At 63.2% G+C, this 25,502-nt stretch carries 29 protein-coding genes; 23 read left to right on the forward strand and 6 right to left on the reverse strand.

The genetic code is table 11. The annotated features are described in order from the left end of the window. Positions 1-6 precede the first annotated feature (6 nt). The 16 genes from pilL2 to QSJ95_RS16385 all read left to right on the forward strand — a co-directional run bounded on the left by pilL2 (position 7) and on the right by QSJ95_RS16385 (position 13,709). The gene (gene pilL2, locus QSJ95_RS16310) at positions 7-534 is read left to right on the forward strand and encodes a PFGI-1 class ICE element type IV pilus protein PilL2 (RefSeq protein ID WP_285643760.1); all 528 of its coding nucleotides are present in this window, start codon (positions 7-9) and stop codon (positions 532-534) included. After that, positions 531-1,196 carry a hypothetical protein gene (locus QSJ95_RS16315; protein ID WP_285643762.1) on the forward strand — a complete coding sequence of 222 codons (666 nt, stop codon included), beginning with the start codon at positions 531-533 and terminating at the stop codon, positions 1,194-1,196. The genes pilL2 and QSJ95_RS16315 overlap by 4 nt, the downstream gene beginning before the upstream one ends. Then, complete coding sequence (locus QSJ95_RS16320; RefSeq protein ID WP_488428308.1) at positions 1,193-1,912, forward strand: TIGR03759 family integrating conjugative element protein; 720 nt, start codon at positions 1,193-1,195, stop codon at positions 1,910-1,912. The genes QSJ95_RS16315 and QSJ95_RS16320 overlap by 4 nt, the downstream gene beginning before the upstream one ends. Then, on the forward strand, positions 1,897-2,478 hold the full coding sequence (locus QSJ95_RS16325) for a lysozyme family protein (RefSeq protein ID WP_285643764.1): 582 nt from the start codon (positions 1,897-1,899) through the stop codon (positions 2,476-2,478). Before QSJ95_RS16320 ends, QSJ95_RS16325 begins: the two co-directional genes overlap by 16 nt. Then, positions 2,475-3,002: an integrating conjugative element protein gene (locus QSJ95_RS16330; protein ID WP_488428307.1), complete on the forward strand. Its 528-nt coding sequence runs from the start codon at positions 2,475-2,477 to the stop codon at positions 3,000-3,002. The genes QSJ95_RS16325 and QSJ95_RS16330 overlap by 4 nt, the downstream gene beginning before the upstream one ends. Before the next feature lie 10 nt (positions 3,003-3,012). Next, positions 3,013-5,184, forward strand: a complete 2,172-nt coding sequence (traD, locus tag QSJ95_RS16335; RefSeq protein ID WP_285643766.1) for a type IV conjugative transfer system coupling protein TraD — start codon at positions 3,013-3,015, stop codon at positions 5,182-5,184. Beyond that, complete coding sequence (locus QSJ95_RS16340) at positions 5,181-5,930, forward strand: TIGR03747 family integrating conjugative element membrane protein (RefSeq protein ID WP_285643768.1); 750 nt, start codon at positions 5,181-5,183, stop codon at positions 5,928-5,930. The genes traD and QSJ95_RS16340 overlap by 4 nt, the downstream gene beginning before the upstream one ends. A gap of 146 nt (positions 5,931-6,076) precedes the next feature. Further along, positions 6,077-6,460 (forward strand): integrative conjugative element protein, RAQPRD family, encoded by a 384-nt coding sequence (locus QSJ95_RS16345; protein ID WP_488428306.1) that lies wholly within the window; start codon positions 6,077-6,079, stop codon positions 6,458-6,460. Beyond that, positions 6,457-6,690 (forward strand): TIGR03758 family integrating conjugative element protein, encoded by a 234-nt coding sequence (locus QSJ95_RS16350; protein ID WP_061561447.1) that lies wholly within the window; start codon positions 6,457-6,459, stop codon positions 6,688-6,690. Before QSJ95_RS16345 ends, QSJ95_RS16350 begins: the two co-directional genes overlap by 4 nt. A gap of 11 nt (positions 6,691-6,701) precedes the next feature. Continuing rightward, a complete protein-coding gene (locus QSJ95_RS16355; protein WP_285643772.1) occupies positions 6,702-7,061 on the forward strand; it encodes a TIGR03745 family integrating conjugative element membrane protein in 360 nt (119 codons plus the stop codon). Between the two features lie 10 nt (positions 7,062-7,071). Beyond that, entirely contained in the window at positions 7,072-7,467 is a 396-nt protein-coding gene (locus QSJ95_RS16360) for a TIGR03750 family conjugal transfer protein (protein ID WP_061561446.1), read from the forward strand. After that, the gene (locus QSJ95_RS16365) at positions 7,464-8,138 is read left to right on the forward strand and encodes a PFL_4703 family integrating conjugative element protein (RefSeq protein WP_285643774.1); all 675 of its coding nucleotides are present in this window, start codon (positions 7,464-7,466) and stop codon (positions 8,136-8,138) included. Before QSJ95_RS16360 ends, QSJ95_RS16365 begins: the two co-directional genes overlap by 4 nt. Beyond that, a complete protein-coding gene (locus QSJ95_RS16370; protein ID WP_285643776.1) occupies positions 8,135-9,022 on the forward strand; it encodes a TIGR03749 family integrating conjugative element protein in 888 nt (295 codons plus the stop codon). The genes QSJ95_RS16365 and QSJ95_RS16370 overlap by 4 nt, the downstream gene beginning before the upstream one ends. Next, a complete protein-coding gene (locus QSJ95_RS16375; RefSeq protein WP_285643780.1) occupies positions 9,012-10,433 on the forward strand; it encodes a TIGR03752 family integrating conjugative element protein in 1,422 nt (473 codons plus the stop codon). The genes QSJ95_RS16370 and QSJ95_RS16375 overlap by 11 nt, the downstream gene beginning before the upstream one ends. Next, positions 10,414-10,848: a TIGR03751 family conjugal transfer lipoprotein gene (locus QSJ95_RS16380; RefSeq protein ID WP_285643782.1), complete on the forward strand. Its 435-nt coding sequence runs from the start codon at positions 10,414-10,416 to the stop codon at positions 10,846-10,848. Before QSJ95_RS16375 ends, QSJ95_RS16380 begins: the two co-directional genes overlap by 20 nt. Next, positions 10,848-13,709 carry a conjugative transfer ATPase gene (locus QSJ95_RS16385; RefSeq protein ID WP_285643783.1) on the forward strand — a complete coding sequence of 954 codons (2,862 nt, stop codon included), beginning with the start codon at positions 10,848-10,850 and terminating at the stop codon, positions 13,707-13,709. Before QSJ95_RS16380 ends, QSJ95_RS16385 begins: the two co-directional genes overlap by 1 nt. Before the next feature lie 12 nt (positions 13,710-13,721). Here the strand turns inward: QSJ95_RS16385 and QSJ95_RS16390 are convergent, their stop codons facing one another. The 5 genes from QSJ95_RS16390 to QSJ95_RS16410 form a co-directional block, all read right to left on the reverse strand. Then, entirely contained in the window at positions 13,722-14,246 is a 525-nt protein-coding gene (locus QSJ95_RS16390) for an RES family NAD+ phosphorylase (RefSeq protein ID WP_285643785.1), read from the reverse strand. Next, positions 14,243-14,614, reverse strand: a complete 372-nt coding sequence (locus QSJ95_RS16395) for an antitoxin Xre/MbcA/ParS toxin-binding domain-containing protein (RefSeq protein WP_275629483.1) — start codon at positions 14,612-14,614, stop codon at positions 14,243-14,245. The genes QSJ95_RS16390 and QSJ95_RS16395 overlap by 4 nt, the downstream gene beginning before the upstream one ends. A gap of 266 nt (positions 14,615-14,880) precedes the next feature. Then, positions 14,881-15,690 carry a formate/nitrite transporter family protein gene (locus QSJ95_RS16400; RefSeq protein ID WP_285643789.1) on the reverse strand — a complete coding sequence of 270 codons (810 nt, stop codon included), beginning with the start codon at positions 15,688-15,690 and terminating at the stop codon, positions 14,881-14,883. Between the two features lie 67 nt (positions 15,691-15,757). After that, a complete protein-coding gene (locus QSJ95_RS16405) occupies positions 15,758-17,119 on the reverse strand; it encodes an OprD family porin (RefSeq protein ID WP_285643790.1) in 1,362 nt (453 codons plus the stop codon). 185 nt (positions 17,120-17,304) lie between these two features. Further along, a complete protein-coding gene (locus tag QSJ95_RS16410) occupies positions 17,305-17,490 on the reverse strand; it encodes a hypothetical protein (RefSeq protein ID WP_285643791.1) in 186 nt (61 codons plus the stop codon). 894 nt (positions 17,491-18,384) lie between these two features. Here QSJ95_RS16410 and QSJ95_RS16415 point away from each other — a divergent pair. Then, positions 18,385-18,582: a DUF7740 domain-containing protein gene (locus tag QSJ95_RS16415; protein WP_285643792.1), complete on the forward strand. Its 198-nt coding sequence runs from the start codon at positions 18,385-18,387 to the stop codon at positions 18,580-18,582. Between the two features lie 659 nt (positions 18,583-19,241). Here the strand turns inward: QSJ95_RS16415 and QSJ95_RS16420 are convergent. Further along, positions 19,242-20,291, reverse strand: coding sequence for a DMT family transporter (locus QSJ95_RS16420; protein WP_285643793.1), 1,050 nt, complete (start codon positions 20,289-20,291; stop codon positions 19,242-19,244). 14 nt (positions 20,292-20,305) lie between these two features. On the opposite strand from QSJ95_RS16420, the gene QSJ95_RS16425 reads away from it, so the two are divergent. From QSJ95_RS16425 to QSJ95_RS16450, 6 genes are all read left to right on the forward strand, one after another. Then, positions 20,306-20,434: a DUF2274 domain-containing protein gene (locus QSJ95_RS16425; protein ID WP_502945277.1), complete on the forward strand. Its 129-nt coding sequence runs from the start codon at positions 20,306-20,308 to the stop codon at positions 20,432-20,434. 413 nt (positions 20,435-20,847) lie between these two features. Next, the gene (locus tag QSJ95_RS16430; RefSeq protein WP_285643794.1) at positions 20,848-21,285 is read left to right on the forward strand and encodes a TIGR03757 family integrating conjugative element protein; all 438 of its coding nucleotides are present in this window, start codon (positions 20,848-20,850) and stop codon (positions 21,283-21,285) included. After that, positions 21,282-22,217, forward strand: coding sequence for a TIGR03756 family integrating conjugative element protein (locus tag QSJ95_RS16435; RefSeq protein ID WP_285643795.1), 936 nt, complete (start codon positions 21,282-21,284; stop codon positions 22,215-22,217). The genes QSJ95_RS16430 and QSJ95_RS16435 overlap by 4 nt, the downstream gene beginning before the upstream one ends. Positions 22,218-22,285: 68 nt before the next feature. Then, the gene (locus tag QSJ95_RS16440) at positions 22,286-23,629 is read left to right on the forward strand and encodes an integrating conjugative element protein (protein ID WP_488428324.1); all 1,344 of its coding nucleotides are present in this window, start codon (positions 22,286-22,288) and stop codon (positions 23,627-23,629) included. Beyond that, positions 23,626-23,970: a hypothetical protein gene (locus tag QSJ95_RS16445; RefSeq protein WP_285643797.1), complete on the forward strand. Its 345-nt coding sequence runs from the start codon at positions 23,626-23,628 to the stop codon at positions 23,968-23,970. The genes QSJ95_RS16440 and QSJ95_RS16445 overlap by 4 nt, the downstream gene beginning before the upstream one ends. 13 nt (positions 23,971-23,983) lie before the next feature. Beyond that, the gene (locus tag QSJ95_RS16450; RefSeq protein WP_285643798.1) at positions 23,984-25,498 is read left to right on the forward strand and encodes a conjugal transfer protein TraG N-terminal domain-containing protein; all 1,515 of its coding nucleotides are present in this window, start codon (positions 23,984-23,986) and stop codon (positions 25,496-25,498) included. Positions 25,499-25,502 lie beyond the last annotated feature (4 nt).

Genomic DNA, 25,502 nt, shown 5'->3' on the forward strand with positions numbered 1-25,502 from the left:
CATCCCATGTCCACCACGCAATACATCTACCGTAGCGCTCTGCTACTGGCCGCTCTGGTGTCGGGATGCTCCGCCTCTTCTCCGCCATCGGCGCCGGCACCAGTGGCAACAACAGAGCAAGTACCACGGCAGATTCCGGTCGAGCGCTATGGCCGCTACAGCCTGGTCGAACTGGCACCAACGGCTGCACAACAGGACCTCTTGCAGCAAGTAGTCGACCTCAGCATCCCCGACACACTGCATGCCAGTGTCGGTGACGGCCTACGGCATGCATTGCTCCGCTCCGGCTACCAGCTCTGCAACACGAGCGAAACCCACCTCTTGGACAGCCTGCCGTTGCCGGCACCGCACTATCACCTGGGCCCTCTCCCCCTACGCGAGGCGCTGCTGACCCTGGTCGGCCCTGCTTGGTCGATGCATGCCGACGACAGTACCCGCCACGTCTGCTTCACCCACGCGAATCACTCAGGAATACCTGCTGCCCCAGTAACTCCCAGCGCTCCATCGGCATCAGCCATGGAGACGCAACCATGATCCTGCCAAGACCAGAACAGCGCCGTCCCCTCCGTCTGATGGACATGATCGCGGTCATCTGGCTGTTGTCGCTCACCACGGTCCTGGGGATCGAACACAGGACGCAGGCTCGACTCGCTGCACAGCTCAATACGCGCGCTACGGCACAGCAGGTCGAGGCGTTGCATCAGCAAGTAGCCCACCTCAGCCAACTGATCGACGAGTATCAACCGCCGTCGGATGTTCTTTCCCTATCCCGTTACGAAGCAGACAGCCAGGCCTTCGGACAGCGGCTGAGAATCCTTGAGAAATCACTCGACGGTCACTCCGCAGCAGAAAGCCTGCTGCCATTGCAGGCCCGCCTTGAGCAGTTGGAGGGACAGCTGGCTGCACAACGCGCCACGCCTCCAGTCGTAGTCCAGCACCACCGGCCAGCTCCGGCCAAACCACGGAAGTCCAAGGCGCCGTTCCAGATAGTTGGCCTCGAGCAACGAGCTGGCGAGCAGTTCCTTCTTCTGCTCCCGATCAACACGCCAAACGACAGTCTCACTCAACTACAGCTGCTGCATCCCGGTGAGGAAGAAGTGGGCTGGCGGCTGGAGGGCATCGAAGGCAGCACCGCCCTCTTTCGACATGGCGACGACACCCGACGCCTGCCGATCCCCACCGAGCCCACCCAATGAACCACTGGGACAGCGTTTCCCGGGTGATTGCCGGCCTGCTGGTCTGCGGACTGGTGCTGGGTATGGATAGCCGGACGTCCCCCACCCATGACAGCCGTGAACGACCAACACTGACCGAGACCAGCGGCGAGCAGCAGGCCCGTGACTGGGGACTGAACACGGACGAGTGGGCACGTTTCCAGGCCCTGATGCGTGGTCCCCTGGGCGTCTACTCCCCTCACCTGGATCCGCTCTCTGCTCTCGGCATCGAAGCGCGCTCCGACGAAGAGCGGCGCCACTATGCCGAACTTCAGGTCCAGGCCGAAGCTCGCTGGGTCGAGAAGCTGCTCGCCTACCAGCACGCCTATGACGACGCCTGGCAACAGCTATATCCGGCCGCGTCACGGGTGATGCCACTCGACGTCAGCACTATGCCCATTGCCTCGTCCACCAATGAGCGAGCCGCCGTGTTCGTCAAGGACGAGTGCCCGGCCTGCGATCAGGTCGTACGCCAGTTGCAGGCTGCAGGCATGGAGTTCGACATCTACCTCGTCGGTAGCCATGCCGACGACGCTCAGATCCGCTCCTGGGCACAGCGCGTAGGCGTCAATCCGAGCAAAGTGCGCGCCCGCCACATCACCCTCAACCACGATGCCGGTCGCTGGTTGCTACTCGGTCAGCCCGGTGAACTACCGGCCGTACTACACCAGGTGAATGGACAATGGCAGCGGCAATAGAACGTTCGCCATGGACGACCTGCGTGCTTCTGGCCTGCCTTTTGACTGCCGACACCCAAGCCCAGGAGACACCTCCGCCGGCTTACCAGATCGCCGCACAGCAGGCCGGCATCCCCTCCGTCGTGCTGTATGCCATTGCCCTGCAGGAGAGCGGTACCTGGCTCAACGAACGTCTGGTGCCCTGGCCGTGGACGCTGAATATTGCTGGCAGGGCCTATCGCTATGCGCATCAGGCCGCAGCCTGCTCCGGGCTCCAGCAGGCCTTGCAACACACCTCGCCAACTCGCATCGATGCCGGCCTGGGCCAGATCAACCTGGGTCACCAGCAACAGCGCTACCAGCATCCCTGCGAGCTTCTGGATCCGTACCGCAACCTCGCCATCGCCGCCGAAATCCTGCGCGAGCAGCACACCCCAGGACAGGACTGGCTGATCACGATCGGACGCTACCACCGCCCCGCCGGCGGAGCACCCGCCGCCCATTATCGGCAGAGCGTCGGCCTGCACCTGGCCCGGGTACTTGGTGATGCCCAGCTCGCCTCGGCCCTCCATGGAGATCGGCCGTGAAGTTCTTGCTCGCTACGACCCTCCTTGCCCTCGCCACTACCTCAAACGGCGATCACACAGCCAAGTCTCTGATCGTCGTCGAAGACCGCGGCGGCACCTCTGCACTCCCCTACTACGAGGCCCTGGATCTCCAATCACGCCCGGAAGAACCAGCGCAGGAAATCGAAGCGCCTCCCGTACCCACTGACTCTTTCAGCGAAGCCGACATGCTGCCTGTGCAGTCGACGTTGCTGACACCAGGTCCAGTAGAACGGCGAGTGATCCAGGCCCCAGGGCTACCGCCTCTTTTCATCATCGGCAACGACGAGCTCTCGCACACCTGGCTTCGTCGGCATGCCGGCCGCCTGAAGGCACTCGGCGCCGTGGGGCTGGTAGTCAATGTCCAGAGCCCCGCCGATCTGGCAGCGCTGCGAGCCCTGGCCCCAGAGCTCCACCTGGCCCCGACGCCCGGCGACGACCTGGCACAACGCCTGGGGCTACGCCACTACCCGGCCTTGATCACCTCGACCGGGATCGAGCAGTGACCTATTCGCCATGGCGCAGGCCTATGCGATCGAGGTGCTACTGCGGCCAGCCGTAGAGCTGTATTCCGTCGCGGTTTGCGCAGGTGCCGCCGCGTTGTGTCTGGCGGCCCCCTGGTCATTGGCGCTGAACCCGTCGCTGGGCCTGGGTAGCGCGCTGGCTTTCTTGGTGTTCGGCAGCATCCGCCTATGCGAAGCGCTGGTGATTCTCCGTTATCGCCGCAATCTCCGTCGCCTACCACGCTACGTCATGACCAGCCGCGAAGTGCCGGTCAGTCAGCAACGTCTGTTCATCGGTAGGGGCTTTCGCTGGGAGCAACGCCACACCCACCGGCTGATGCAAACCTACCGACCGGAGTTTCGCCGCTACGTCGAACCCTCCGCGACGTACAACCTGGCCCGTCACCTGGAGGAGCGCCTGGAGTTCGCGCCCTTCCCAGTGTCCTGTCTAGCCAGGCTCACGGGCTGGGACAGCCCCTTCAACCCCGTGCGACCGCTGCCTCCAGTCGGCGGCCTGCCACGGCTACACGGCATCGAACCTCACGAATCCGACGTCAGCCTGCCGCTGGCCGAACGTGTCGGGCAGACCCTGGTGTTGGGCTCGACGCGCGTCGGCAAGACCAGACTCGCCGAATTGCTCATCACCCAGGACATCCGCCGGCGCAATACCGACGGCGAGTTCGAGCCGGTGATCGTCTTCGATCCCAAAGGCGATGGGGACTTACTCAAACGGATGTACGTGGAAGCCAAGCGCGCTGGCCGCGAAGGTGAGTTCTACATGTTCCACCTCGGCAGGCCGAACCTCTCGGCGCGCTATAACGCCGTGGGGCGTTTTGGCCGCATTTCGGAAGTGGCCACCCGCATCGCCGGGCAGCTTTCGGGTGAAGGCAACTCGGCCGCATTCCGGGAGTTTGCCTGGCGCTTTGTCAACATCATCGCCCGCGCGCTGGTCGAGTTGGGCCAACGACCCGACTACCTGCTGATCCAGCGGCACGTGGTCAACATCGATGCCCTGTTCATCGAGTACGCTGCCCACTATTTCGCCCGCACCGAGCCCAAGGCCTGGGAGATCATCGTCCAGATCGAGGGCCGGCTGAACGACAAGAACACCCCGCGCAACATGATCGGCCGGGAGAAGCGCGTGGTCGCCCTGGAACAGTACCTGTCGCAGGTCCGGGTATATGACTCCGTGCTCGACGGCCTGCGTAGCGCAGTCAGGTACGACCGCACCTACTTCGACAAGATTGTTGCAAGCCTCCTACCACTCCTCGAGAAGCTGACCACCGGCAAGATCGCCCAACTGCTTGCGCCAGACTATGCCGACCTCGCGGACCCAAGGCCGATCTTCGACTGGATGCAGATCGTACGCCAACGCGCGGTGGTCTATGTCGGCCTCGATGCGCTCTCTGACGCGGAGGTTGCCGCAGCCGTCGGCAACTCGATGTTCGCCGACCTGGTGTCGGTAGCTGGGCACATCTACAAATTCGGCATCGACGATGGCTTACCAGGCGGAGGTAGCAGCAGTACGTTGCCGATCAACGTCCACGCGGATGAGTTCAACGAACTGATGGGTGATGAGTTCATTCCGCTGATCAACAAGGGGGGCGGCGCCGGGTTGCGAGTCACGGCCTACACCCAGACACTCTCGGACATCGAGGCGCGCATTGGCAACCGTGCCAAAGCAGGCCAAACGATCGGCAATTTCAACAACCTGATCATGCTGCGGGTAAGGGAAACCGCCACCGCTGAATTGCTGACCAAGCAGTTGCCCAAGGTCGAGGTGCATACCACTACCCTGGTCAGCGGAGCTACCGACAGCTCCGACATCCATGGTTCGACAGCCTTCACTTCCACCGCCCAGGACCGTGTCACCACTTCGAGCGTGCCCCTGATCGAGCCGGCGCATCTGGTCAGCTTGCCGAAGGGCCAAGCGTTCGCCCTTCTGCAAGGCGGTCAGTTGTGGAAGATTCGCATGCCGCTACCGGCCCCCGATCCGGACGAGACCATTCCGGCGGACCTACAGGAACTCGCAGGCTACATGCGACAGCACTATGCCGAAGCGGGCGAATGGTGGAATGGCCAGGAGCTGCCAGGCCTTCAAGAGGGCCAACTGCCTGATGACCTGCTCGAAGGCGTTTCTCCCTCAGCCAGTGCCGGCAAGGGCAACGACGAGGCCCGGCCATGAGGGACCCGGCCGCTACCGCGCAACGCCAACAGGTCAGACAGCAGAGCCTGGTCGTCAATACCATCACCCTGCCGCTACGCATGCTCGGCGTACTGATGGGGTCGCTGCTGCTGTCCATCGTCATCGAATGCGTGGGTATGTACTGCTTCTGGCCTGACCAAGGCTGGCACCACGCCCAGGGCATGCTGGACTATGAGTTGGCGCAGTTGTCCAGCCAGTTCACCCGCAGCCTGCTCGTCCAGGAACCAGGCCACACGGCACAGCAGGTCATCAATGGCGCCTACGAGTGGATCTTCGTGAAAACCGGTCTGCTCGAATGGATAGAACACGCCTCGGCACACGCTCGCGCTCCAAGCCTGAGCAACACATGGGACATCCGCTATTATCTGGGTCAGGTCTATCGCTGGACGGAAGGCTATCTAATCGCCGCGGCATTCACCGTGCTCACCTTCCTGGTGCGATTACTGGTGCTGATCCTGACGCTACCGCTGTTCGTCATGGCAGCCTTCGTCGGTTTCGTGGATGGGTTGGTACGGCGCGACATCCGCAAGTTCGGCGCTGGTCATGAGTCTGGCTTCGTCTACCACCGTGCAAAGGCTGCACTTATGCCCATTGCGGTGATGCCCTGGATCCTTTACCTCACCCTCCCCATCAGTGTTCACCCACTGCTGATCCTACTGCCATGCGCGATACTACTCGCTGTGGTGGCGAACATCACCGCCAGTAGCTTCAAGAAATACTTGTGAACGTCGCCGCAACGGCATACCGACACTAGCCCCGCGTAGACAGAGTGTTTCCGTAATCCGGTCAGATACCAATACCGATTGAATGAGGCGACACGACACGCATCTGGAGAGCATCACGCCATTCCTCCACCACCGTGGATAGGCCAATGTCGATGCAATCCTACGTTCCAGTCAGCAAACAGAGTTCTTTCGACAGGCTACTGGTACTCCTGCTCAGCCTCAGCAGTCTGGGAATTTCTGCGCAAGCCGGCGCGGTCGATGCCATGCCAGAGCAAGAGCGCCTCACTGCCGCTTTGCGCCAACTCGACAGCATTGAACGACTCGTCGCACCACAGGCTGAGCAGTCGCTCAACGAGCGGGCTCGCTACTACTTCGACTATGCCCGCCTGAACGCCGATCTGGAGCGCATCCGCGTCGGCATTCACGGTTATCTGTCCCCCTCCCGCGCTCAGCCGCGCGATGCCAGCCAGCTCTTCGGTGATTACCGCCAGGCCACCGTTGTACCCGCGGACACAGGGGGCACTCCATGAACGCCGCCCAAGCCAGCGCATTCCAGGCCAACAGCGGCCTCACGCCGTCAGGTGTCTCAACAGTACTCCTGTGCACCGTCTTCGCCACGCTGCTGCTGTGGAGCGCCTGGGCGCTCCGCGGCGCCTACAGCGGCTGGGCCGAAGCCCAATTGTCCCAACGTCAGCTTACAGGCGTCATGGTGCGCATCATCGCCCTGTATCTGGTGCTGACCTTCTTCCTGCTGTCGTAGAGGTCGTCGCCATGAGGCCCTTTCTTCGTGTGCGTCTCAGCCGTGTTGGTCGCTGGTCAGGGCTGTCCGTAGTTGCCGCCTTGTCATCCTTCTCCCAGGCCGACCTGCCTACTCTGGAAAACCCATCTCGGGGCGCCGGCTCCGGCATCCTCGAGACGCTGCGCAACTACGGCTATGACATCGTGATGCTCATCGCGCTGCTGGTGGTCGCCTCGATGTTCGTGGGTGTGTGCTACCACGCCTACGCCCGCTACGCGGAGATCCACACCGGCCGCGCCACCTGGGGTCAGTTCGGACTGACGGTGGCGGTCGGCGCGATGCTGCTGGTGGTCGGCATCTGGTTGCTGACCGAAGCCACCGGCGTGCTGTGACCCTCCCACCATGAGCGACGATATCCGCGCGGACGGCACAGTGGCCTTCCTGCCCCATCGGCTCAACCGCCACCCGGTCGTGGTACGCGGTCTCACCGCTAACGAACTGTGGGTGTGCGCTGGCTCCTCAGGCGCAATCGGCCTGCTCTGCGGGATTCCACTGGCTATCGCCTGCTCGACCCTCGCAGTGGTGCCCTCTGCGATGCTGCTGGCCATCACGGGTGGGATCTTCGCCGGTGGTGGCGCGCTCCGTCGCATCAAACGCGGCCGTCCTGAGACCTGGCTGTATCGGCAGTTGCAATGGTGGACCGCGACGCACCTGCCCCATGCTGCAGCCTTCGTCGGCGGACACACACTGGTGACCCGCTCCGGCCATTGGACGACGCGCAGGAGCCGCGCGCCATGAGCCGATTCAAGAACGAGATCCTGCATCTGCAGGCACACATTCGCACCCTGCGTACCGGCGCTGGCGCACTCACCGCGCTGGCCCTGGTCATGGGCATCGGCTGGTGGAGTGCGCCACGCAACCTGACGGTTCATGTACCACCGGACCTGCGCTCGGGCAGTACCCGCCCCTGGTGGGAAGTACCACCGGAAAGCGTGTACGCCTTCGCCTTCTATGTCTGGCAACAGCTGCAGCGCTGGCCTACCAACGGCGATGACGACTACCCCCGCAACCTGTACGCCCTGTCGAGCTACTTCACCCCTGCCTGCAAAGCCTTCCTGCAACAGGACTACGAGTATCGCCGCAACGCCGGCGAACTGCGCCGCCGTGTGCGAGGCATCTACGAGATTCCCGGTCGCGGCTATAGCGACAACCCGACCCTGCGCGTGCGCACGATTTCCAACCAGGCGTGGGTCGTCACCCTGGATGTCACCGCTGACGAGTACTACGCCTCGGAACAGGTCAAGCGCGCCCTGGTGCGCTACCCGCTGAAGGTCCTGCGGCTCGACGTGGATCCACAACGCAATCCGTTCGGCTTGGTCATCGACTGCTACGAAGGAGCACCACAGCGTATCGCCGCTCCGATCGACTCCGCACATACCGCTCCCCCGCCACCGGAAGACGTCCCATGAGTCGTATCCCGCTAACTATCGCCGTGCTCGCGCTGGCCACCTTCAACTCCGCCAATGCCACCGAGATTCTGCGCTGGGAACGCCTGCCCCTGGCCGTCCCACTGGTAGTCGGCCAGGAGCGCATCGTCTTCATCGACCGTAACGTCCGCGTCGGTGTCCCCGCCTCGCTGGGCAACCGCCTGCGCGTACAAAGCGCTGCCGGCGCCGTCTACCTGTTGGCAAACGAACCGATCAAGCCCATACGCCTGCAACTCCAGGACGCCGATACCGGTGCAGTCATCCTGCTCGACATTGCGGCTGAGCCCGCACAGGACAAGCAGCAGCCACTGGAACCGGTGCGCATCGTCGAAGAGCCAACCTCCAACCCCCGGTACGGCGTCGCCGCGGCGGCCAAGGAGCCTACCAAAACCGGTGACTCAACAACGCCTCTACCCAAGCACGAAACACCACTCCCAGTGGTGCTGACCCGCTATGCCGCGCAGAACCTCTATGCGCCGCTGCGCACCGTCGAGCCCGTGCCCGGCATTACTCGCGCCAACCTGCCAGCGGGGATGCCACTGGGTACCCTTCTGCCAACCTTGCCGGTGCAAGCCCAGGTGTTAGCCGCCTGGCGCCTGGACAATCTCTGGATCACCGCCGTGCGGCTGCGCAATACCAGCCTACGTTGGTTCGACCTGGACCCGCGATCGCTCCAGGGGGATTTTCTGGCAGCAACTTTCCAGCACCCCACCCTGGGACCCGTTGGCACGCCCGAGGACACCACCGTCGTCTACCTCGTGACCCGCGGACACGGCCTGGAGCGAGCGTTGCTGCCGAGTCTCTCGCCCATCGATGCCTCGCTCAACCAACCGGCGACGCAAGACGGAGGCCACGATGCGCAGTAATGGCCTGCTCAAGTGGCTGATGATCCCGATGCTCCTGCTGCTGGTATTCGTCGGCGTCAAACTCTTCTCAGGCCGCGGTGCTGCACCACCCCCATCGGACGCCAGCAGCCGCCTCACACCAGAGGAAGCCAAGGCACTCGGCATCGAGGGCGACACGCCGCGCGACACGGTGGCCACCCTGGTTGCGCAGGTTCGCCAACTGCGCACCGAACTGCAGACCGCGCTGGCCGACAACAAGACTCAACACGAAGAGAATACGCGCCTGCGCCAACGGGAGAGCAGCATCGATCGGCGCATCCAGAGCGCCCTCGAAAGCGGACGCAACCAACTGCGCGAGGACCGGGACCAGGTTGCGAACGAACGCCAGCGAACTCAGGGCCTGCTGCAGGAGCTACAACAACGCCTCGACGGCATCGGCGGTGGCAAAGGCAAGCCCGCGGACCTACCGGTCGGGCTGGGATTGGAGCCCGAGGATGGCGAGGAGGCCCTGCGCTGGGTAGAGCCAGATGACACCCGTGACGACAAGCATCGCACCGGAAAGAACGCCCTGGGCTCCGCCTTCCCCACCAGTTTCGGCCCGGCGCAGAAGACACTCGAGACGGCAGCCGGCACCGCGCTCGACGCGGGGCGTCAGGCCGCTGGCGTACCGGCAACGCAGGCGGTCTACACCCTTCCCACCAATGCCACGCTGATCGGTTCGATCGCCATGACGGCGCTGATCGGCCGAGTCCCGGTGGACGGCACGGTCAACGACCCCTACCCCTTCAAAATCTTGATCGGTCCGGACAACCTCACCGCCAACGGCATCGATCTTCCCGACGTCGCCGGCGCCGTGATCAGCGGCACCGCCTCCGGCGATTGGACGCTCTCCTGCGTCCGCGGCCAGGTGCGCTCGGTCACCTTCGTGTTCCAGGACGGCACCATCCGCACCCTTCCGGAAGACCACGGGCGCAATACCACCTCGCAACGCGCCGGGAACAACAGCTCCACACAGAACGGATTGGGCTGGATCAGCGATCCCTACGGCATTCCCTGCGTCAGCGGCGAGCGGCGCAGCAACGCCCAGCAGTACCTCAGCAGCCAAGCCCTGATCACTGCTGCGGGAGCCGGCGTCGCCTCCCTGCTCGACACCAGCAGCGGGCAGCTCTCCTACGTGAATAGCAACGGCGCCATCGGCACCGTCGGCATCGGTGCCAACGAGGCCATGGGCCGCATCCTCGCGGGCGGCGTGCAGGACATGTCGCAGTGGGTCAACAAATTGTATGGACAGGCCTTCGCCGCCGTGTACGTCAAGCCCGGCGCCAAGGTCGCCGTACACCTCGAGGAGCCCCTGACTATCGACTACGCACCGGCCGGCCGACGGGTCGACCATCGCCTTGGAGGAACGCCCCATGCGCAGGACCTGGATTGACAGACCGGCGCTGCTGGCCATCACGCTCATCCTTGCAGGCTGTACGACCAGCAAGGAAGAACTGCTGCCACACGACGACGCCACCATGCTCGATGTCTGGAATGCCGGTACAGGCGGCAGCGCCGTCGGCGGCCAGGCAGCCCGGCAGTTGCTCGATGCGCGCCAGTCGCTGCGCCGCCCTCTGCAGGCGCCCGACCGGCAGGCGGCAATGGCGGAACAGGCCCGCTATACCCGCACCGCGGCCAATGAAATCTATCGACAATTCCACCGCCTGCCCAATCCCGACCTGGTGATGTACGTGTACCCGCATCTTGCCGGCAGCGATCCCATCCCGGTGCCTGGCTACACCTCCGTGTTCCCTCTGTACCAGCGAGTGCAGTACGCCATGCCCGGTGAGCGGACCGAGGACTACTGATGCCCTGGCCACTGCGCAAGCGGCCTTGCCGTCAGACAGAGGGTACTGAGGCAACCGATACCTGGGCACGCCATGTCGCTGCGTTACAGGCAAAGGGCATTCCCGAGCCCGGTACAGCACTTCGGCAGCATAGGCCCGCCACCCTGGGCGACGAGCAGGCGCTCTACGACTCCGCACCGTCATTCGCCGATCTGCTGCCCTGGGTGGAGTATCTGCCAGAGTCTCGCTGCATGCTGCTGGACGACGGGCACTCCGTGGCGGCGTTCTTCGAGCTGCAGCCGATCGGCACCGAAGGCCGTGAGCCGAGTTGGCTGTTGCAGGTGCGCGACACGCTGGAGAACGTGCTACAGGACGCGTTCGACGAACTGGATGACAACCCGTGGGTAGTCCAGCTCTACGCCCAGGACGAGGCAGACTGGGAGCCCTACCTTGGCACGCTGCGCGACTACATCCAGCCCCGAGCCCAAGGCTCGGCATTTACCGAGTTCTACCTACGGTTCTTCCGCCACCATCTGGGCGCTATCGCCAAGCCCGGCGGGCTGTTCGAAGACAAGACCATTACCCGCCTGCCCTGGCGTGGCCAGATCCGCCGTACCCGCCTGGTCGTCTATCGTCACGTTGGCCAAGCCGCCGCTCGCCGAGGACAAACACCCGAACAGGCCCTCAACCTGATCTGCGATCGCCTTACCGGAGGCCTGGCCAATGCTGGTGTGCGCTGCCAGCGAATCGACGCTCCGGACATCCATGCCTGGCTGCTGCGCTGGTTCAACCCGTACCCGATCTTGCTCGGCACCGCACCCGCCGATCAGGAACGCTTCTACGCACTGACCCGCTACCCGCAGGAGCAGGAAGCCGGCGAGATCGAGTTGGCCAGCGGCACCGATTTCGCTCAGCGCTTGTTCTTCGGCCAGCCACGATCCGATGTATCCCAAGGCACCTGGCACTTCGATGGATGGCCACACCGCGCCATAACCATCGACCGCCTCCGTATGGCACCGTCCACCGGACACCTCACCGGCGAGACGCACAAGGGCGATGCCATCAATGCGCTGATGGACCAGATGCCGGAGGACACGATCTTGTGCCTGACGCTGGTCATCACTCCGCAGGATGTCCTCGAGGCGCACCTCAACCACCTGGCCCGCAAGGCGGTCGGTGACACCCTGGCGTCCGAGCAGACCCGGCGCGACGTGCAGCAGGCTCGTGGACTGATCGGCAGCGCGCACAAGCTCTTTCGAGGCGCCCTCACCTTCTACCTACGTGGGCGTGATCAGGCCGAGTTGGAGGCCCGTGGACTACAGCTCGGCAATGTGCTGCTCGGTGCTGGCCTGCAGCCTGTGCGGGAAGAAGATGAGGTAGCCCCGCTCAACACGTATCTACGCTGGCTCCCTTGCGTCTACGATCCGGGCAAGGACAAGCGGCAGTGGTACACCCAGCTGATGTTTGCCCAACACGCGGCCAACTTGGCCCCTTTATGGGGGCGCAGCCAGGGTACAGGACATCCAGGCATCACCCTGTTCAACCGTGGTGGCAGCACGCTGACCTTTGATCCGCTGAACAGGGCCGACCGGCAAATGAACGCCCATCTGTTCCTGGTTGGCCCAACAGGCTCAGGCAAGAGCGCCACCCTCAACAACCTGCTCAACCAGGTCATGGCGGTCTACCGCCCGCGGCTATTCATCGTCGAAGCAGGCAACTCGTTCGGCCTGTTCGGCGATTTCGCCGCCCGACTGGGACTGACGGTACATCGAGTGAAGCTCGCGCCTGGCGCAGGTGTGAGCCTCGCACCATTCGCCGATGCCTGGCGCCTAGTTGATACGCCAAGCCAGGTTCAGACGCTCGATGCCGACGCGTTTGATGACGACAACAGCTCGACCGACGAGGGCGATGAGCAGCGCGACGTGCTCGGCGAGTTGGAGATCACTGCGCGACTGATGATCACCGGCGGTGAAGAGCGCGAGGAAGCGCGCATGACGCGCGCCGACCGCAGCCTGATCCGCCAGTGCATTCTCGATGCGGCGCAATGCTGCGTCGCCGAGCAACGCACGACGCTCACGCGCGACGTCCGGGACGCGCTACGCGAGCGCAGCCACGACAGCACGCTGCCGGAGATTCGGCGCGCACGGCTATTGGAAATGGCAGACGCAATGGACATGTTCTGCCAAGGAGCGGACGGTGACATGTTCGACCGCCCAGGCTCGCCGTGGCCGGAGGCCGACATCACTATCGTGGATCTGGCCACCTATGCCCGCGAGGGCTACAACGCCCAGCTTTCGATCGCTTACATCTCGCTGATCAGCACGGTGAACAACATCGCCGAGCGCGACCAGTTCCTCGGCCATCCGATGATCAACGTCACCGACGAAGGGCACATCATCACCAAGAATCCGCTGCTCGCGCCCTACGTGGTGAAAGTGACCAAAATGTGGAGGAAATTGGGTGCATGGTTCTGGCTAGCCACACAGAACCTGGATGACCTGCCCAAGGCCGCCGAGCCGATGCTGAACATGATGGAATGGTGGCTCTGCCTCAGCATGCCACCGGACGAAGTAGAGAAAATTGCGAAGTTCCGCGAACTCACGCCAGCCCAGAAGACGTTGATGCTCTCCGCACGCAAAGAGTCCGGCAAGTTCTCGGAGGGCGTGATTCTGTCGCGCAGCATGGAACTGCTGTTTCGAGCCGTCCCACCCAGCCTCTACCTCGCCCTGGCACAGACCGAGCCGGAGGAAAAAGCCGAGCGCTACCAGCTCATGCAGCAATACGGCATCAGCGAGCTGGATGCTGCACTCCGTATTGCAGAAGCCATCGACCGGGACAGGGGCATTACATCTTGTGCCGGTATGGCGGGACTCGGGCACTAAGCACGTATTGCCTCACTGAGGAGTCAAGCGCTGCAGGGCTCCGTCCGGATCATAGACACGCAGTTGCGCCGCAGGCCGGGACGAGCTGCGGTAGATCACCAGGTTGGTTCCACCCGGCCTTGCCTGCGAAGGGAACAGAATGCCGTCCAGCCCAGCAGCGACCACGTCGTCAGCCATGTACCAAGTGGGCGGCTCGACCGACTTGTCGAACCACTCCGCTCGCCAGTCCACCGTGTAGTCGGCCCAGAGCGGAGGCCAGTGATCCGGATCGAAACCGGCGCTCATGTCAGCGACGCGCAGGCCGTTGACGAAGAACGTGCAGATCGTGCCGGGACGTAGCCACGGGTTGTCCTGCTTGTATTCGGCCAACGCCGTCGACTCATCCAGTGCCAGGTACAACGCCTCCTGGTCCGGACGGTTGAACCGCCCTCCCTGGCGCGCCGCCCCCATCCCGGACAAGGGCGTGCCGGCATAAGCCGGCACGATGACTCGGTAAAAGGCCTCGTCACCGTTGGCGCCGAGCATCTTCGAGATCATCCGGCCGCACCGCCGGCGAAGGATTCCAGGTAGGCGATGACCGCATCGGCGCGACCTTCCTGGATCAGGGTATCCGCGGTCTTGTAGCCAAACGCACGCAGCGGTTCATTGCGCAGCAGAAAGACCGCCCGATGGACGTCACCGGTCATCTCGGTGGCCACCGCCAGCACTCGCACCATGTCCTGCAGGTACTTCTGCAACTGCGGCGCCTGGGGCCGAGCTGTCGGAGTATTGCGATGCACGTGCGCACGCTCGGCCAACTCCTGGACCCGAAATCCAAAGAAGTCACCCACCTTGGACGGAGACAGGTAGGGCGTGTTGGGCTCGCGGAACCGCTCGACAAAGGGCTCTTGTAGCACGGTGTTCATGGTCGTTTACCTAGCGCACCTGATCATGCACTAATTTTGCACTCAAAATGAACAAACGGCAAATGTAGACTGTTCCAGATAGCGTGCGATGTAGGTGGGCTCCTCTGGGAGGATGTCGATCAAGGCTGTTCATTCACCTTTGGAGCAGTAGGCAGTTTCGTACGTTGAGAGATGGAGTGGCAGGCAACGCCGGCCACCTCCGAAGCTCGTATCGTCGCAGGCTGATCGAATCCAATCCTTCACAGCGGCGGCAGAGTAGTTGAGATCTACTGCTCCTCCCGCAGGGCCGAGAGCGCTGCAGCCTCGGGCAGACCCCAATCACGGCTGGCCAACCAGGGCAGGACCCCCATGAAAAGTGCTCCGGCCAGGGTGTTGCCCAGCGTCACCCAGCCCAAGTTCCAGGCCGCGCCCACCCAGTTCAGCCCTTCCGGATGCGGAGACAGCAGGGCCACACCGAAGACCGTCATGTTAGCGATGGAGTGCTCGTAGCCGGAGGCGATGAAAGCGAACAGGCACCAGGCGATGGCGATCATCCGCGCGGTTTCGCTGGCGATGCGGCTGGCCATCCAGATCGCCAGGCACACTAGCCAGTTGCACAGCATTGCGCGGGCCACCAGTTCCGCTGCGCCGGCGTGCATCTTGGTCTCTGCTGCCTTGTAGATGAACTCGCTCGCTGCATGGGTGATCACGCCTCCACCACCCTCGACGAAGATAGCCGACAGCGCCAGGGCGCCGAGCAGGTTACCGACCCAGCTCAGTGCCCACACACGGGCCATCTGGCGGTTGCTGACGGCACCGGTCAGGCGGCCGAGCATCATGGTCATGGTCAGGCTGGTGTACAGCTCGGCGCCGGCGAACACCACCAGGATCAATGCCAGGCCGAAGGCGGCGCCCATGGCCAGCGGGCGCACCGTCGGATCGAGCAAGGATCCCAGGCTGAAGATCAGCAGGATACCCAGGCCGATATAGGCTCCAGCCATGACCGAGGCGATGAGATAGCCCAACGGGTTACGCTCGAGAAAGGTCGCCTTGCCGACAGCGCTGTCAGATAGTTTCGCGATGGTGTCTTTGAACACGGTAGTTCTCCCGATCATGTCAGGGTCGGTTTTCCGACCCCAGCAGGTTTTCCGATACGAGCCGACCTTAGAGCAGCGGCAACGTGTAACTGACGATCAACCGGTTCTCATCCTGATCCCGCTGCGTCGCCGTGCCCGAGCCGCTGACCGGCAGGCCGCTGCGCATGGTGGCGTTCTTCCAGGCCAGGCCCAGGCCCTTGAAGGTGCCTTCCGGGACCACGTAGCCCACGGCGATGTCGCGTTCCCACTCGCCTTGGTCGCCGCGGCCGGTCCGGATGTCGTCGGCGTTGAGGTAGAGCACGCTGAAGGTCAGGCCGGGCACGCCGAGCTTGGCGAAGTCGTAGGCGTAGCGGCCGATCCAGGTGCGCTCGCCGGCGTGGTTGAACTTCAGCAGCTGGGCGTCGGTGTGCAGGTAGGTGCTGGTGCCTTCGCCGTCGCCGCGGTTCAGGTAGGGGAAGTCGCTGTCGCCGGTGAGCACCTGGTAGCCGGCGCCGATGCTGTGGCCGGCGAGGCTGTAGGTGAGCAGGCCGCTGTAGACGTTGTTGTCCACCTCGCCCTTGGTCACGCCGCTGCCGTAGTAGCCGCTGCTGACGTAGCCGTCGGCTCGCCCGGAGGTGCTGCCGTTCTTGCCGTCGGAATCGCTGATGAACACCCGCAGGTCGGTCTTCAGGGTGCCCGGGCCGACCGCCCAGTTGTGCGTCAGGCCGAGGAAGTGCTGCTGGTAGAAGTCGGTCAGCTGGCCGTAGTAGTACTGCAGCGTCAGGTCCTTGGTGGCCTTGTAGTCGCCGCCGGCGAAGTAGAACTTGTTGCTGTCGCGGGAGCTGGCGCTGCTGCCGTTGGCGCCGGCGATGGACATGCTGCGCCAGTCGGTGGAGTTGCGGCCCTTGGTGTGGGTCAGCTGGCCGCCGATCAGGGTCAGGTCCTTGAACTCGTTGGAGGTGACCTGGCCGCCCTCGTAGGTCATCGGCAGCAGGCGCGCGTCGTTGTAGACCACCACCGGCAGCTTGGGCTGCAGGGTGCCGTAGCGGAACTCGGTCTTCGACACCTTGGCCTTGGCGATCAGGCCCAGGCTGCTGAATTCGTCCACCGCGCTGCCGTCGCTCTCCAGCGGGAAGATGGTGCCGGGCTGGCGGTCGATGCCGCTCTTGCCGGACCGGCCGCCGCCGTCCAGGCGCAGGCCGAGCAGGCCCAGGGCGTCGACGCCGAAGCCGATGGTGCCTTCGGTGAAGCCGGAGGCGTAGTTGAGCATGAAGCCCTGACCCCATTCTTCCTGCTTGCTGGGCGAGGCGGGGCCGTTGCGGTTGTCGGTGTTGATGTAGAAGTTGCGCAGGCCGAGGCTGGCCTTGCTGTCTTCGATGAACCCGCCGGCGCTGGCCTGTTGAGCCAGGATGCCCAATGCGAGCGGCAGACCCAGATATGCCTTGTTCATTGTTCTTCCCCAAAGAATCCAATCGATGCCGGCGGATACATGCTCCCCTCGCCGGCGCCAGCGGCAGTCAACTCGCCAGGGCCAACTGCAAGCCCCTGTCGCCCGTTATTTGTTCGCGAGTGCGGCCCAGGCAACCGACCCGCTCGTGCAGCTTCACTCAGGCCATCAGGCCGATTTCCACCGTGTCATCCTGCAAGCGCACCGACCATCCGGTCGTAAGCACATAGCGGCTCTTCGCTGAGCACATGAATGTGGTAGCGATCCGACCCTCCGCGCTCGCCCAATTGCTCGACACAGTGGTGGCCGACCATGTCATCACCGATCACGATCAGGACTTGCGCGACCTTGAAAGTCACGGCGTTGGAGTTCATGGAAGCCCCCGGTAAGCTCAACGGTTTTGCAGCGGAAAACAAAAAAAGGCGCCTGGAGTCTCGCGACTCCAGGCGCCTTTGCCTGTTCATTCTGGGAGGGCCGTCGGGCCACGCTGCCCGATGCACCTGGTACCCCGGATCGTCGATCTGCATTGATCGTCCGGGTGGTCTACCTCGCCGGTGGACACGAGGCTGCTCTAGCGGAGTCTTTAGCAGACTCCATGCCAGACTTCTGGGCCCCCTCCTCCGAGTCCTTCCTCCCCCAGAATACATAGACCGGACAGCCGGTCACGTTCTTCCAACTGCCCTCCGCACCTGGCGCGCCCCGGTACGACAGGCGAGCCAAAACAGTGCGCAGAATGGTAAGCGCGCCCCAGGATGCACCCTTCACTAGCCCAGACGAGTGCCATCTCTCCTCACTGAAAACTCTGCCTTGGCCCGTCCCCACATATACGCCGTCACCCCCTCGGGCATGGGCGAATCCGAGGCCACCAATACCGGCAAGCAGGCTCTGCTCGGCCTGGCTATGGACATCACTGCTGATCTGCTTCTACACCTTCAAGCGGAGCCCCGACGGTAACCGATGCTGGACGGCAATGACATTTTCATCGCATGGGAGAAGTTTGGTGAGGCCTCGGAAGCATGGGTTCTACCTTCGTGGTAGCTGATAACACCGGGATGATCGCCTGCACAGCGATCGCATGGCACCATTCGAGCCTGTCGAACCCCATTGGACGCTCGCTGAGCGAACAGAAGCGTTACCTGCGTGATGTCTATTGAGGCGCACGTTCGGAAAGCTGCCCGGAAGTTCCGGGCCTACGTTATCTACCGTCCACAAATTGCGCGGTACACTACCGGCTCGTTGATGCCCTGCATGGTATAAGAGACACCGCTGTGACCTTGACTGACACAATGATCGCCTTGCTGCTCGCCGCAAAGATCCATGGTACCGATAAGGCGGTGAGAGCCACGGCCAAGCGCTGTGCACAAGCCCTGCCTCGCAGCCAGCGCGACTTGATGTTTTCAATCATCAATAGCCCGCAGCCACTGAAGCGAATCGCCCAGATCGCCGAGAACCTGAGCCTGGACTAACCCGTCCATAGCGCTCCTGTCCCAGTGGTTTGTCGCTTCTTACCACCACAGCCTAGTCAGGCCTGAAACCTGTGACAGCCCCCGCACCGCGTCCCTGGAGCGAGGCTTCTCTTTCGTAGATTGGCTGTCTATCATGCCGTTGTCCCAGAGGCCATGCCTGTGGGGCAAAGCCGTCTGGAGTCCCCTCTCCTGGACGGCTTTTTTGTTTGACGATGACTCCAGCCCGGTAGTTCGCCGGACTGCACCACAGCCCGATACAGAAGGCTTATCAATAACTTAGGCGCATCCATCATATGCCGGTGCTTTCTGAAAACTGACCCGGTTTCCCCTCGCACCGCTCCTATATGGCTCCTGAACAGCAGGCGTTCCAGAACGCCCCGCGCCACAGCAGCAAGCCGGCCACGCGCGAGGCCCGCCGCATCGCCTCGCTGGAAAACCGTCTCGAAAAGATCGACGCCGAACTGGAGGACGCCTGCGACGCCGATAGCAAGCGCCCCGGCTTCGACCGGGGCGCTTTGCTGCTTCCGCATCGCCAGCCGCGATGCCATCCCGCCTTCGGACGGTGGTTCAAAAGTCCGGGCGCGACGGTGGCCCGCCGCGCCCGGCTTCAACAGCCTACGGCCACAGCAGCCGCACCGGCATGGCGTCATGCCACGCAGCTAGTGGCTGTGCTGGTGATGCACGTCAGGGAAATGCGCATGACGATGGGTGACAGGCGCATGCCGATGCGGATGAGCATGTGGCTCCGATCCGTCCCAGGGGAAATCGTGCTGATGCTGGTGGTGTTCGTCATGGGCATGGCGGTGCGTGTGCTCAAGCGGTTCGTGCATATGCGTATGCTCGTGCCGCTCCGTCAAGTGCAGCCAGACGCCAGCGCCCATCAGCATGGCCGCCAGCCAAAACATCAGCGAAGTTGGCTCGTGGAAACCGACGATGGCAATGACTGCGCCGATGAAAGGCGCGGTCGAGAAATACGCGCCCGTGCGAGCGGAGCCGAGACCACGCAGCGCGACAACGAACAAGACCAAACTGATGCCATAGCCGGCCAGTCCGACGCTCATGGCTTCGACCATGCGTGGCCAGGCAGGCAGCGCGGCGCCTAGAGTCAATGCCAGCACGAGGTTGGTGATACCTGCCACTAGCCCCTTGGTGCCGGCGATGAACATGGCATCAGATGCCGATACCTTGCGCGTCAGATTATTGTCCACCGCCCAGCACAGGCAAGCCCCTGCCACGGCAAAGCTGCCCAGTGCGCTGCTTTGCCCGGCACCACTCTGTTGCCACCATGCCAGCAGCAGGCCGCCCGCCACGATGAACATCATGCCGAGCACGATGCGGCGGTCAGCGTTTTCGCGGAAAACCACCCACGCGAGTAACGCAGTCAATACCGCTTCGAGGTTGAGGAGCAGCGATGCATCGGCGGCCGAGGTGTGGGTCAGCCCCATCATCAAGAGTAAGGGGCCAAGCACGCCGCCGCTGGCGATTGCGCCCAGCAGCCAGGGCCACTCCTTCTCGGCCAAGCCCGATGCCGCGAAACCGCGATTTCTGACTATACGAGCCGTCCACAGGCCGATACCGCTGCCCAGGTACATCAGCCCGGCCAGCAGCACCGGCGACACGTCGCCTGTCAGTTGCTTGGCAAATGGTGTGCTGGCACCGAACAGTAGGGCGGCACCCACTGCCGCGAGGATAGAGGTACGACCCGTCACGGAAAAAGCTCTCAATCGACTTTCAAGAATGTCACCTTACACCTGATTTTCTGATCCCGCATATGCTCGAAGCCTTCATCGCCGGAGATCGGGGGTTCAGGAAGGGCTCCGCAACGCGGAGTGTGCCGTCCAAGCCGACATGATGGCCTCGATCGCTGTCCAGTGGCCTCCATTGAACGCGCAGCTCAAGGCTGCGCGTTCTTCATTCTAGATCGCCAAGAGACGCTTGGGCTATGATGATGCGACAGCCCGGCCGTTCCTCAGCAATCCAGCGCGATACAGTGCGATGCGGCTTTCTCTCCCGATGCTCCTATGCCGCTCCTAGCCCACGAGGCCATATCTCGCCAAAGTGGCCAGAAAAGAGCTGACCTATTGTCCCATATATGGTTTCAAGCCCTGCGTGATTTGCACGAAGGACTTGACGCCGGAAATTTTTTGTTTCCAGCGACAGCATGTGCATTCTCAGAATGGGGGCAGTGAGATTCCCGTTTGTGTATCGCCGACCTCTCCCTCCTCAAGTCAACTATCGCCATGACCCATCCCGCGGTAGTTCGACATGCCATCGCTGTTCGCTCGCCCATGCTCCTCGCAGCAGTTCCTGCTCTCCATAGCGCGGTGCGGGATACTGATTGCTTCGCAGGCGCGAGCCGATGAGATCCTCGTCGTCACCGACAGCCTGCATCCTGTTCAGGGATTCACCAATACCCGCATCATCCAGCTGGACCTGCCGACGCGAATAGAGGCCGAACTAGCAGCCCGCTTGCCCAGTGATATCAATCGCAGCACAGCGCTCATCCAACAGCGCCTGGCCAGCGGCGGAGAAGAGCTTCAGCAACGCATAGCAACCGCCTACCAGGGAGTACTGGAAGCCTGGAGCCTAGGCATCACCACCCTTCCTGCAGTGGTCGTCGATCGACATTACGTGGTTTATGGCGAGCCGGACGTCGCCAAGGCGGTTGCGCTCATCGAGGCGCACCGAGGGACGCAACCATGACGCGCCCTAGCCGCCTGCGCGCCGGCATCGCCACCCTCTTCCTGCTGGCTGCCTCGCCATCGTTTGCCCTCGACACGGCGACCATCGTGGCCTCGGTTGTGTCCCCCGATTGCCTGGCCTACCGTGTCGTGGGCATCTGTTATTGGCTGTACTGCAGCCATGGCGGTTGCTCGATACGCACCTCGGTGAAGGTCAGGCACTACGTGCCCGATGCGGTGGTGTCCAGCTACTCGGATACCGGAGCGAACCCCTGGGTGGAAGTACGCCCACTCAGCCCTCCCAACTTCACCGCACAAGCCGGTGGAGACGGCACGACCAATCACGACACCGAAAACAACCTGGCGAAATTCAAGAATACGGACGTGCTCGGCCATCCCGGAGGCTATGCCCTCAGCCGCTTCGCCGCAGCCACGGGCTACGCCTGCCGAGGTGCAGGGATCGCCTTCATGCCCTACCTGCTGAGCACCCTCGATACGCTCGCCTGGCGCTACGATGTGCCAGAGCTGGCGTACCCTGAGGCCCTCACGCCGGGCACACGCGAGATAGGTAGGCGCTCCTCCCTGAACCTCTGGGGCAACGTCTATCCGCGCGGCGGTTTTCTTCACCAGGCCGATGACTACAAAGCCGCTGCCGTGGTGGCTCAACGCGCTGGCGACATCGTCACTCGCCGCGGACAGATCCATGTCTACCAGACTCTGCTCGCCGCTCCTCAAGACGGCTACTGGCCCGCTGGCGCGCTCATCGAGAGCGATGAGGCGACAGGCAAATGGCAGGAGCTGACTCCGTCGCTATCGCCCACCTGCGCGGTTTTCCCCAACGTAGCGCAGCATGTGCAGGCGCCGCAAGGAGACTACGCCTGGGCGTTGTGGCGTCCCTACCGCTGCTGCCAGCGACGCGGCCAAGTGCTTCTCGGCAGCGCGGATTTCGAGTGAGGAATGCCCGCGTGCGTCGGCCCTCCCCCTCCCCCTCACCCATTCGCTTCGGCAGTCTGGCGCTGCTCATGGGAGCCTTCGCGATGGCCTGTCCACTGTTCGGAGCACAAGCCAGCGAGTACAGCGCGCAGCAGCAAGGCTCAATCATCGGCGACGACGTCCTGTACAGCATCGGCGGTGGCCAGGCCGTTTCGATGTCACCAGCCTCGAGCATGCATGGCCTTGGTGTCGGAGTGGGTTGGAACAACAACCTGATCTGCGGAAACATGTCGCTGTCCACGACCATCCAGAACCAGTTGAACGGCCTGACCAACGGCTTCCAGACGATCATGAGCAGTGTCATCCAGAACGCCACCTCGGCCGTGGCGTCGCTGCCGGCACTGATCATCCAGCGCGCCGATCCGGGGCTCTACAACTTGCTCACCAATGGAGTATTGCAAGCCCGGCTCGACTTCGATCGCTCCAAGCTGACCTGCCGCAGCATGGCCGACAAGATGGCCAGCACAGCCGGCGGCCAGCTCGGATGGGACCAGCTAGCCGAAGGCATGGCGTTGAAGCAGGCGGTCGCCAGCCATGACGCCGTCTCCGCCGTCGAGCAGGCCGAAACCCGTCACGGTAACGATGGCGTGCCCTGGGTCGGCGGCGACAATGCCGGCGGCTCAGGACAACGCCCGATACGCATCGTCAGCGACGTTACGCGCGCCGGCTACAACCTGGTCAACGGCCGCGATGCCACCGACGGCAGCTCGATCGACACACGCCAATGCGACGGCAATCTCGCCTGCCAGACCTGGAGCTCTCCAGACGCCGCTGCCAACTGGGCGGTACGGGTGCTGGGCGAACAGGAACAACGGACCTGCGAAGCCTGCACCAAGAGCGTCGCCACCCCGGGAGTGGGCCTCACCCCGCTGATCCAAGAAGAGTACGAGGCGAAGCTGCAGGCGCTGCAGCAGCTGGTTGCCGGCAGCCGCACCATGAGCATCGAGAACCTGCGGGCCGCCGGCAGCAGTTCCCTGCCCATCACCCGCGGCGTCATCGAGGCGCTCAGGGACGAACCCGACCAGGACCTGCTCGCCCGGCGCCTGGCCTCCGAGGTTGCGCTGGCCAGCGTGCTGGAGAAGGCCCTCCTGCTGCAGCGCACCTTGCTGACCGGCCGTAAGGAGCCGAACGTCGCCGCGAACGACCTGGCACAGAAAGCGGTTTCGAACGAGAGCGATGTCCTCGACCGGGAGATCCTCAGCCTGAAAACCGAGTTGGAACTACGCCGTGAACTGGCAGCCAACTCACCGACCACCATCATCCAACGGCACAGCACGCGCGCCGCTGGCTCTCGCGGTATCTACCAAGGCGACCCGACACGCGACCGCCTGGACAAGCTGCAGCAACCTTCGAACGGCGGAGCCACTCCGTGAGTCGCACCTTGCAATGCCCTCGATGGCTACGGCGCAAAGGCGCGCTCCTTGCCGGGGGCATCCTGCTGCTTGCAGTCATTGCCGTGATCAATGCGATAGGCCTTCGCCTGGCGGGTAGCGCCCTGACCTGGCAAGCATGGCTGACGACACACAGCAGCGACTTCCTGGCCTGGCGAATACTGCTCTATGCCACCACCGCTCGGGGCTGGCTGTGGATGCGCAAACGCGTGCTGGCACGTGAACCAGATCCCGCTACCCGGCTGCAGCTGCTGTGTGCCGAGTTTGCCGCGGTCGCCGCACTCGCCGTGCTGGAAGTGTCGTCACTCGTTCAGCACGGCTGACCTGGAGCTGACGATGACGCTCTACACCACCGACTACCTGGAGTATTACCTGACGCTGGTGAGCTGGATCATCCATAACGGCATCTGGTCAGTGCTGACGGCCAGTGGCGCTTTCGCCCTGCCATTCCTGGCGATCATCCTCCAGGAGTGGCTCCGCGCCCGTGCCGAGGGCGCCGACGAGGGCAACAAAGGCGCGCTGTCGGCCAGCCGCATCGAGAACCGCGTTTTCGTGGCGATCGTCATCATCATGTTCGCCGGAATCCCGTTCATCGACGTGGACTTCAACACGCTGCAGTTCGATCAATCCCGCTCCACCCAGTGCCAGGTGAATGCCCCTCAACCTGCCGAAACCGGTTGGTCGCAGTCCTTCAGCACGCTCAACAACCAGTCGGCGAAGGTGCCAGTGTGGTGGTTCTTCATGCATGCCCTCTCCCGCGCGATCACCGGCGCCTCGGTGGCGGCCATCCCCTGCGGCACGGATTTGCGCCAGATCCGCATGGATATCGATGCCACCCGTATCGACGATCCGCTGCTGGCCCAGGAGGTCAGCGATTTCACACACGACTGTTACGGGCCCGCACGCGCCAAGCTCTTCATGAATCGTCCCGAGATGACTGAGGAGCAGATGTACGACGTGACCTGGATTGGCTCGCACTTCTTCCTCGACCACGGCGGCTACTACGACGCCTACCACTCCAGTACGCCCCGCGAGGGTTGGGCCTATGACAGCAATCGCGACGCAGGGCTCGCCGAGGTCCCCAGCGGTGCTGGCTATCCCACCTGCCAGCAGTGGTGGTCGGATAGCGACGGCCTACGTGCGCGGCTGCTCAGCCAGGTCGACCCCAATCTGCTGACCAGGATCGCCAACTGGGCAGGCTTCCTCTCCCAGGATCAGGTCAACGACTCGGTAATCCGGGCCATCGCCTCGCCCCAGCAGCAGAAGCTCAACCAAGGAGCTGTCTACAGCGACTACGGTGGCCAAGTCAGCATGACTGCGCCGAACGTAGCCGCGCGTGCCACCAGTGATGCGGGTCTGGCAGTAGGCTCGGTGGCCTTTTTCCCCGCTATGGATGCCATGCGCCAGGCACTGCCGATGGTTCTGGCGTTACTCAAGATGGCGCTGGTGATCTGCATTCCACTCGTGCTGGTGATCGGTACCTACGACCTCAAGACAGTGATCACCGTCAGCGTGGTGCAATTCGCGCTGTTCTTCGTCGACTTCTGGTTCCAGCTCGCTCGCTGGATCGACTCGACGATCCTGGACGCGCTCTATGGAACAGGCTGGGGATGGAATCGCCCGCACACGAACTTCGATCCGATGATTGGGCTGAACAACGCCTTCGGCGATCTGCTGATCAGCTTCGTGATGGCGACGATGTTCCTCGTACTCCCCACCCTATGGGTGACCGCATTAGGTTGGGCAGGCGTGCGTGCAGGAGGTATAGCGCAGAATCTAATGAGCGGAACCAAAGATGCTCAGGCGGCAGGAGGCAAGGGGGCTGGCACACTGGTAAAGGGAACTAAGTAGACGT

Source organism: Pseudomonas sp. NBRC 100443 (assembly GCF_030268185.1).
GTDB lineage: Bacteria > Pseudomonadota > Gammaproteobacteria > Pseudomonadales > Pseudomonadaceae > Pseudomonas > Pseudomonas citronellolis.

Excerpts from the sequence above, each read along its gene's own strand:
- pilL2 (WP_285643760.1), top strand. The coding sequence starts at position 7 with ATGTCCACCACGCAATACATCTACCGTAGCGCTCTGCTACTGGCCGCT.
- QSJ95_RS16315 (WP_285643762.1), top strand. The coding sequence starts at position 531 with ATGATCCTGCCAAGACCAGAACAGCGCCGTCCCCTCCGTCTGATGGAC.
- QSJ95_RS16320 (WP_488428308.1), top strand. The coding sequence starts at position 1,193 with ATGAACCACTGGGACAGCGTTTCCCGGGTGATTGCCGGCCTGCTGGTC.
- QSJ95_RS16325 (WP_285643764.1), top strand. The coding sequence starts at position 1,897 with ATGGCAGCGGCAATAGAACGTTCGCCATGGACGACCTGCGTGCTTCTG.
- traD (WP_285643766.1), top strand. The coding sequence starts at position 3,013 with ATGGCGCAGGCCTATGCGATCGAGGTGCTACTGCGGCCAGCCGTAGAG.
- QSJ95_RS16340 (WP_285643768.1), top strand. The coding sequence starts at position 5,181 with ATGAGGGACCCGGCCGCTACCGCGCAACGCCAACAGGTCAGACAGCAG.
- QSJ95_RS16345 (WP_488428306.1), top strand. The coding sequence starts at position 6,077 with ATGTCGATGCAATCCTACGTTCCAGTCAGCAAACAGAGTTCTTTCGAC.
- QSJ95_RS16350 (WP_061561447.1), top strand. The coding sequence starts at position 6,457 with ATGAACGCCGCCCAAGCCAGCGCATTCCAGGCCAACAGCGGCCTCACG.
- QSJ95_RS16355 (WP_285643772.1), top strand. The coding sequence starts at position 6,702 with ATGAGGCCCTTTCTTCGTGTGCGTCTCAGCCGTGTTGGTCGCTGGTCA.
- QSJ95_RS16360 (WP_061561446.1), top strand. The coding sequence starts at position 7,072 with ATGAGCGACGATATCCGCGCGGACGGCACAGTGGCCTTCCTGCCCCAT.
- QSJ95_RS16365 (WP_285643774.1), top strand. The coding sequence starts at position 7,464 with ATGAGCCGATTCAAGAACGAGATCCTGCATCTGCAGGCACACATTCGC.
- QSJ95_RS16370 (WP_285643776.1), top strand. The coding sequence starts at position 8,135 with ATGAGTCGTATCCCGCTAACTATCGCCGTGCTCGCGCTGGCCACCTTC.
- QSJ95_RS16375 (WP_285643780.1), top strand. The coding sequence starts at position 9,012 with ATGCGCAGTAATGGCCTGCTCAAGTGGCTGATGATCCCGATGCTCCTG.
- QSJ95_RS16380 (WP_285643782.1), top strand. The coding sequence starts at position 10,414 with ATGCGCAGGACCTGGATTGACAGACCGGCGCTGCTGGCCATCACGCTC.
- QSJ95_RS16385 (WP_285643783.1), top strand. The coding sequence starts at position 10,848 with ATGCCCTGGCCACTGCGCAAGCGGCCTTGCCGTCAGACAGAGGGTACT.
- QSJ95_RS16390 (WP_285643785.1), bottom strand. The coding sequence starts at position 14,246 with ATGATCTCGAAGATGCTCGGCGCCAACGGTGACGAGGCCTTTTACCGA.
- QSJ95_RS16395 (WP_275629483.1), bottom strand. The coding sequence starts at position 14,614 with ATGAACACCGTGCTACAAGAGCCCTTTGTCGAGCGGTTCCGCGAGCCC.
- QSJ95_RS16405 (WP_285643790.1), bottom strand. The coding sequence starts at position 17,119 with ATGAACAAGGCATATCTGGGTCTGCCGCTCGCATTGGGCATCCTGGCT.
- QSJ95_RS16410 (WP_285643791.1), bottom strand. The coding sequence starts at position 17,490 with ATGAACTCCAACGCCGTGACTTTCAAGGTCGCGCAAGTCCTGATCGTG.
- QSJ95_RS16430 (WP_285643794.1), top strand. The coding sequence starts at position 20,848 with ATGCCATCGCTGTTCGCTCGCCCATGCTCCTCGCAGCAGTTCCTGCTC.
- QSJ95_RS16435 (WP_285643795.1), top strand. The coding sequence starts at position 21,282 with ATGACGCGCCCTAGCCGCCTGCGCGCCGGCATCGCCACCCTCTTCCTG.
- QSJ95_RS16440 (WP_488428324.1), top strand. The coding sequence starts at position 22,286 with ATGGGAGCCTTCGCGATGGCCTGTCCACTGTTCGGAGCACAAGCCAGC.
- QSJ95_RS16450 (WP_285643798.1), top strand. The coding sequence starts at position 23,984 with ATGACGCTCTACACCACCGACTACCTGGAGTATTACCTGACGCTGGTG.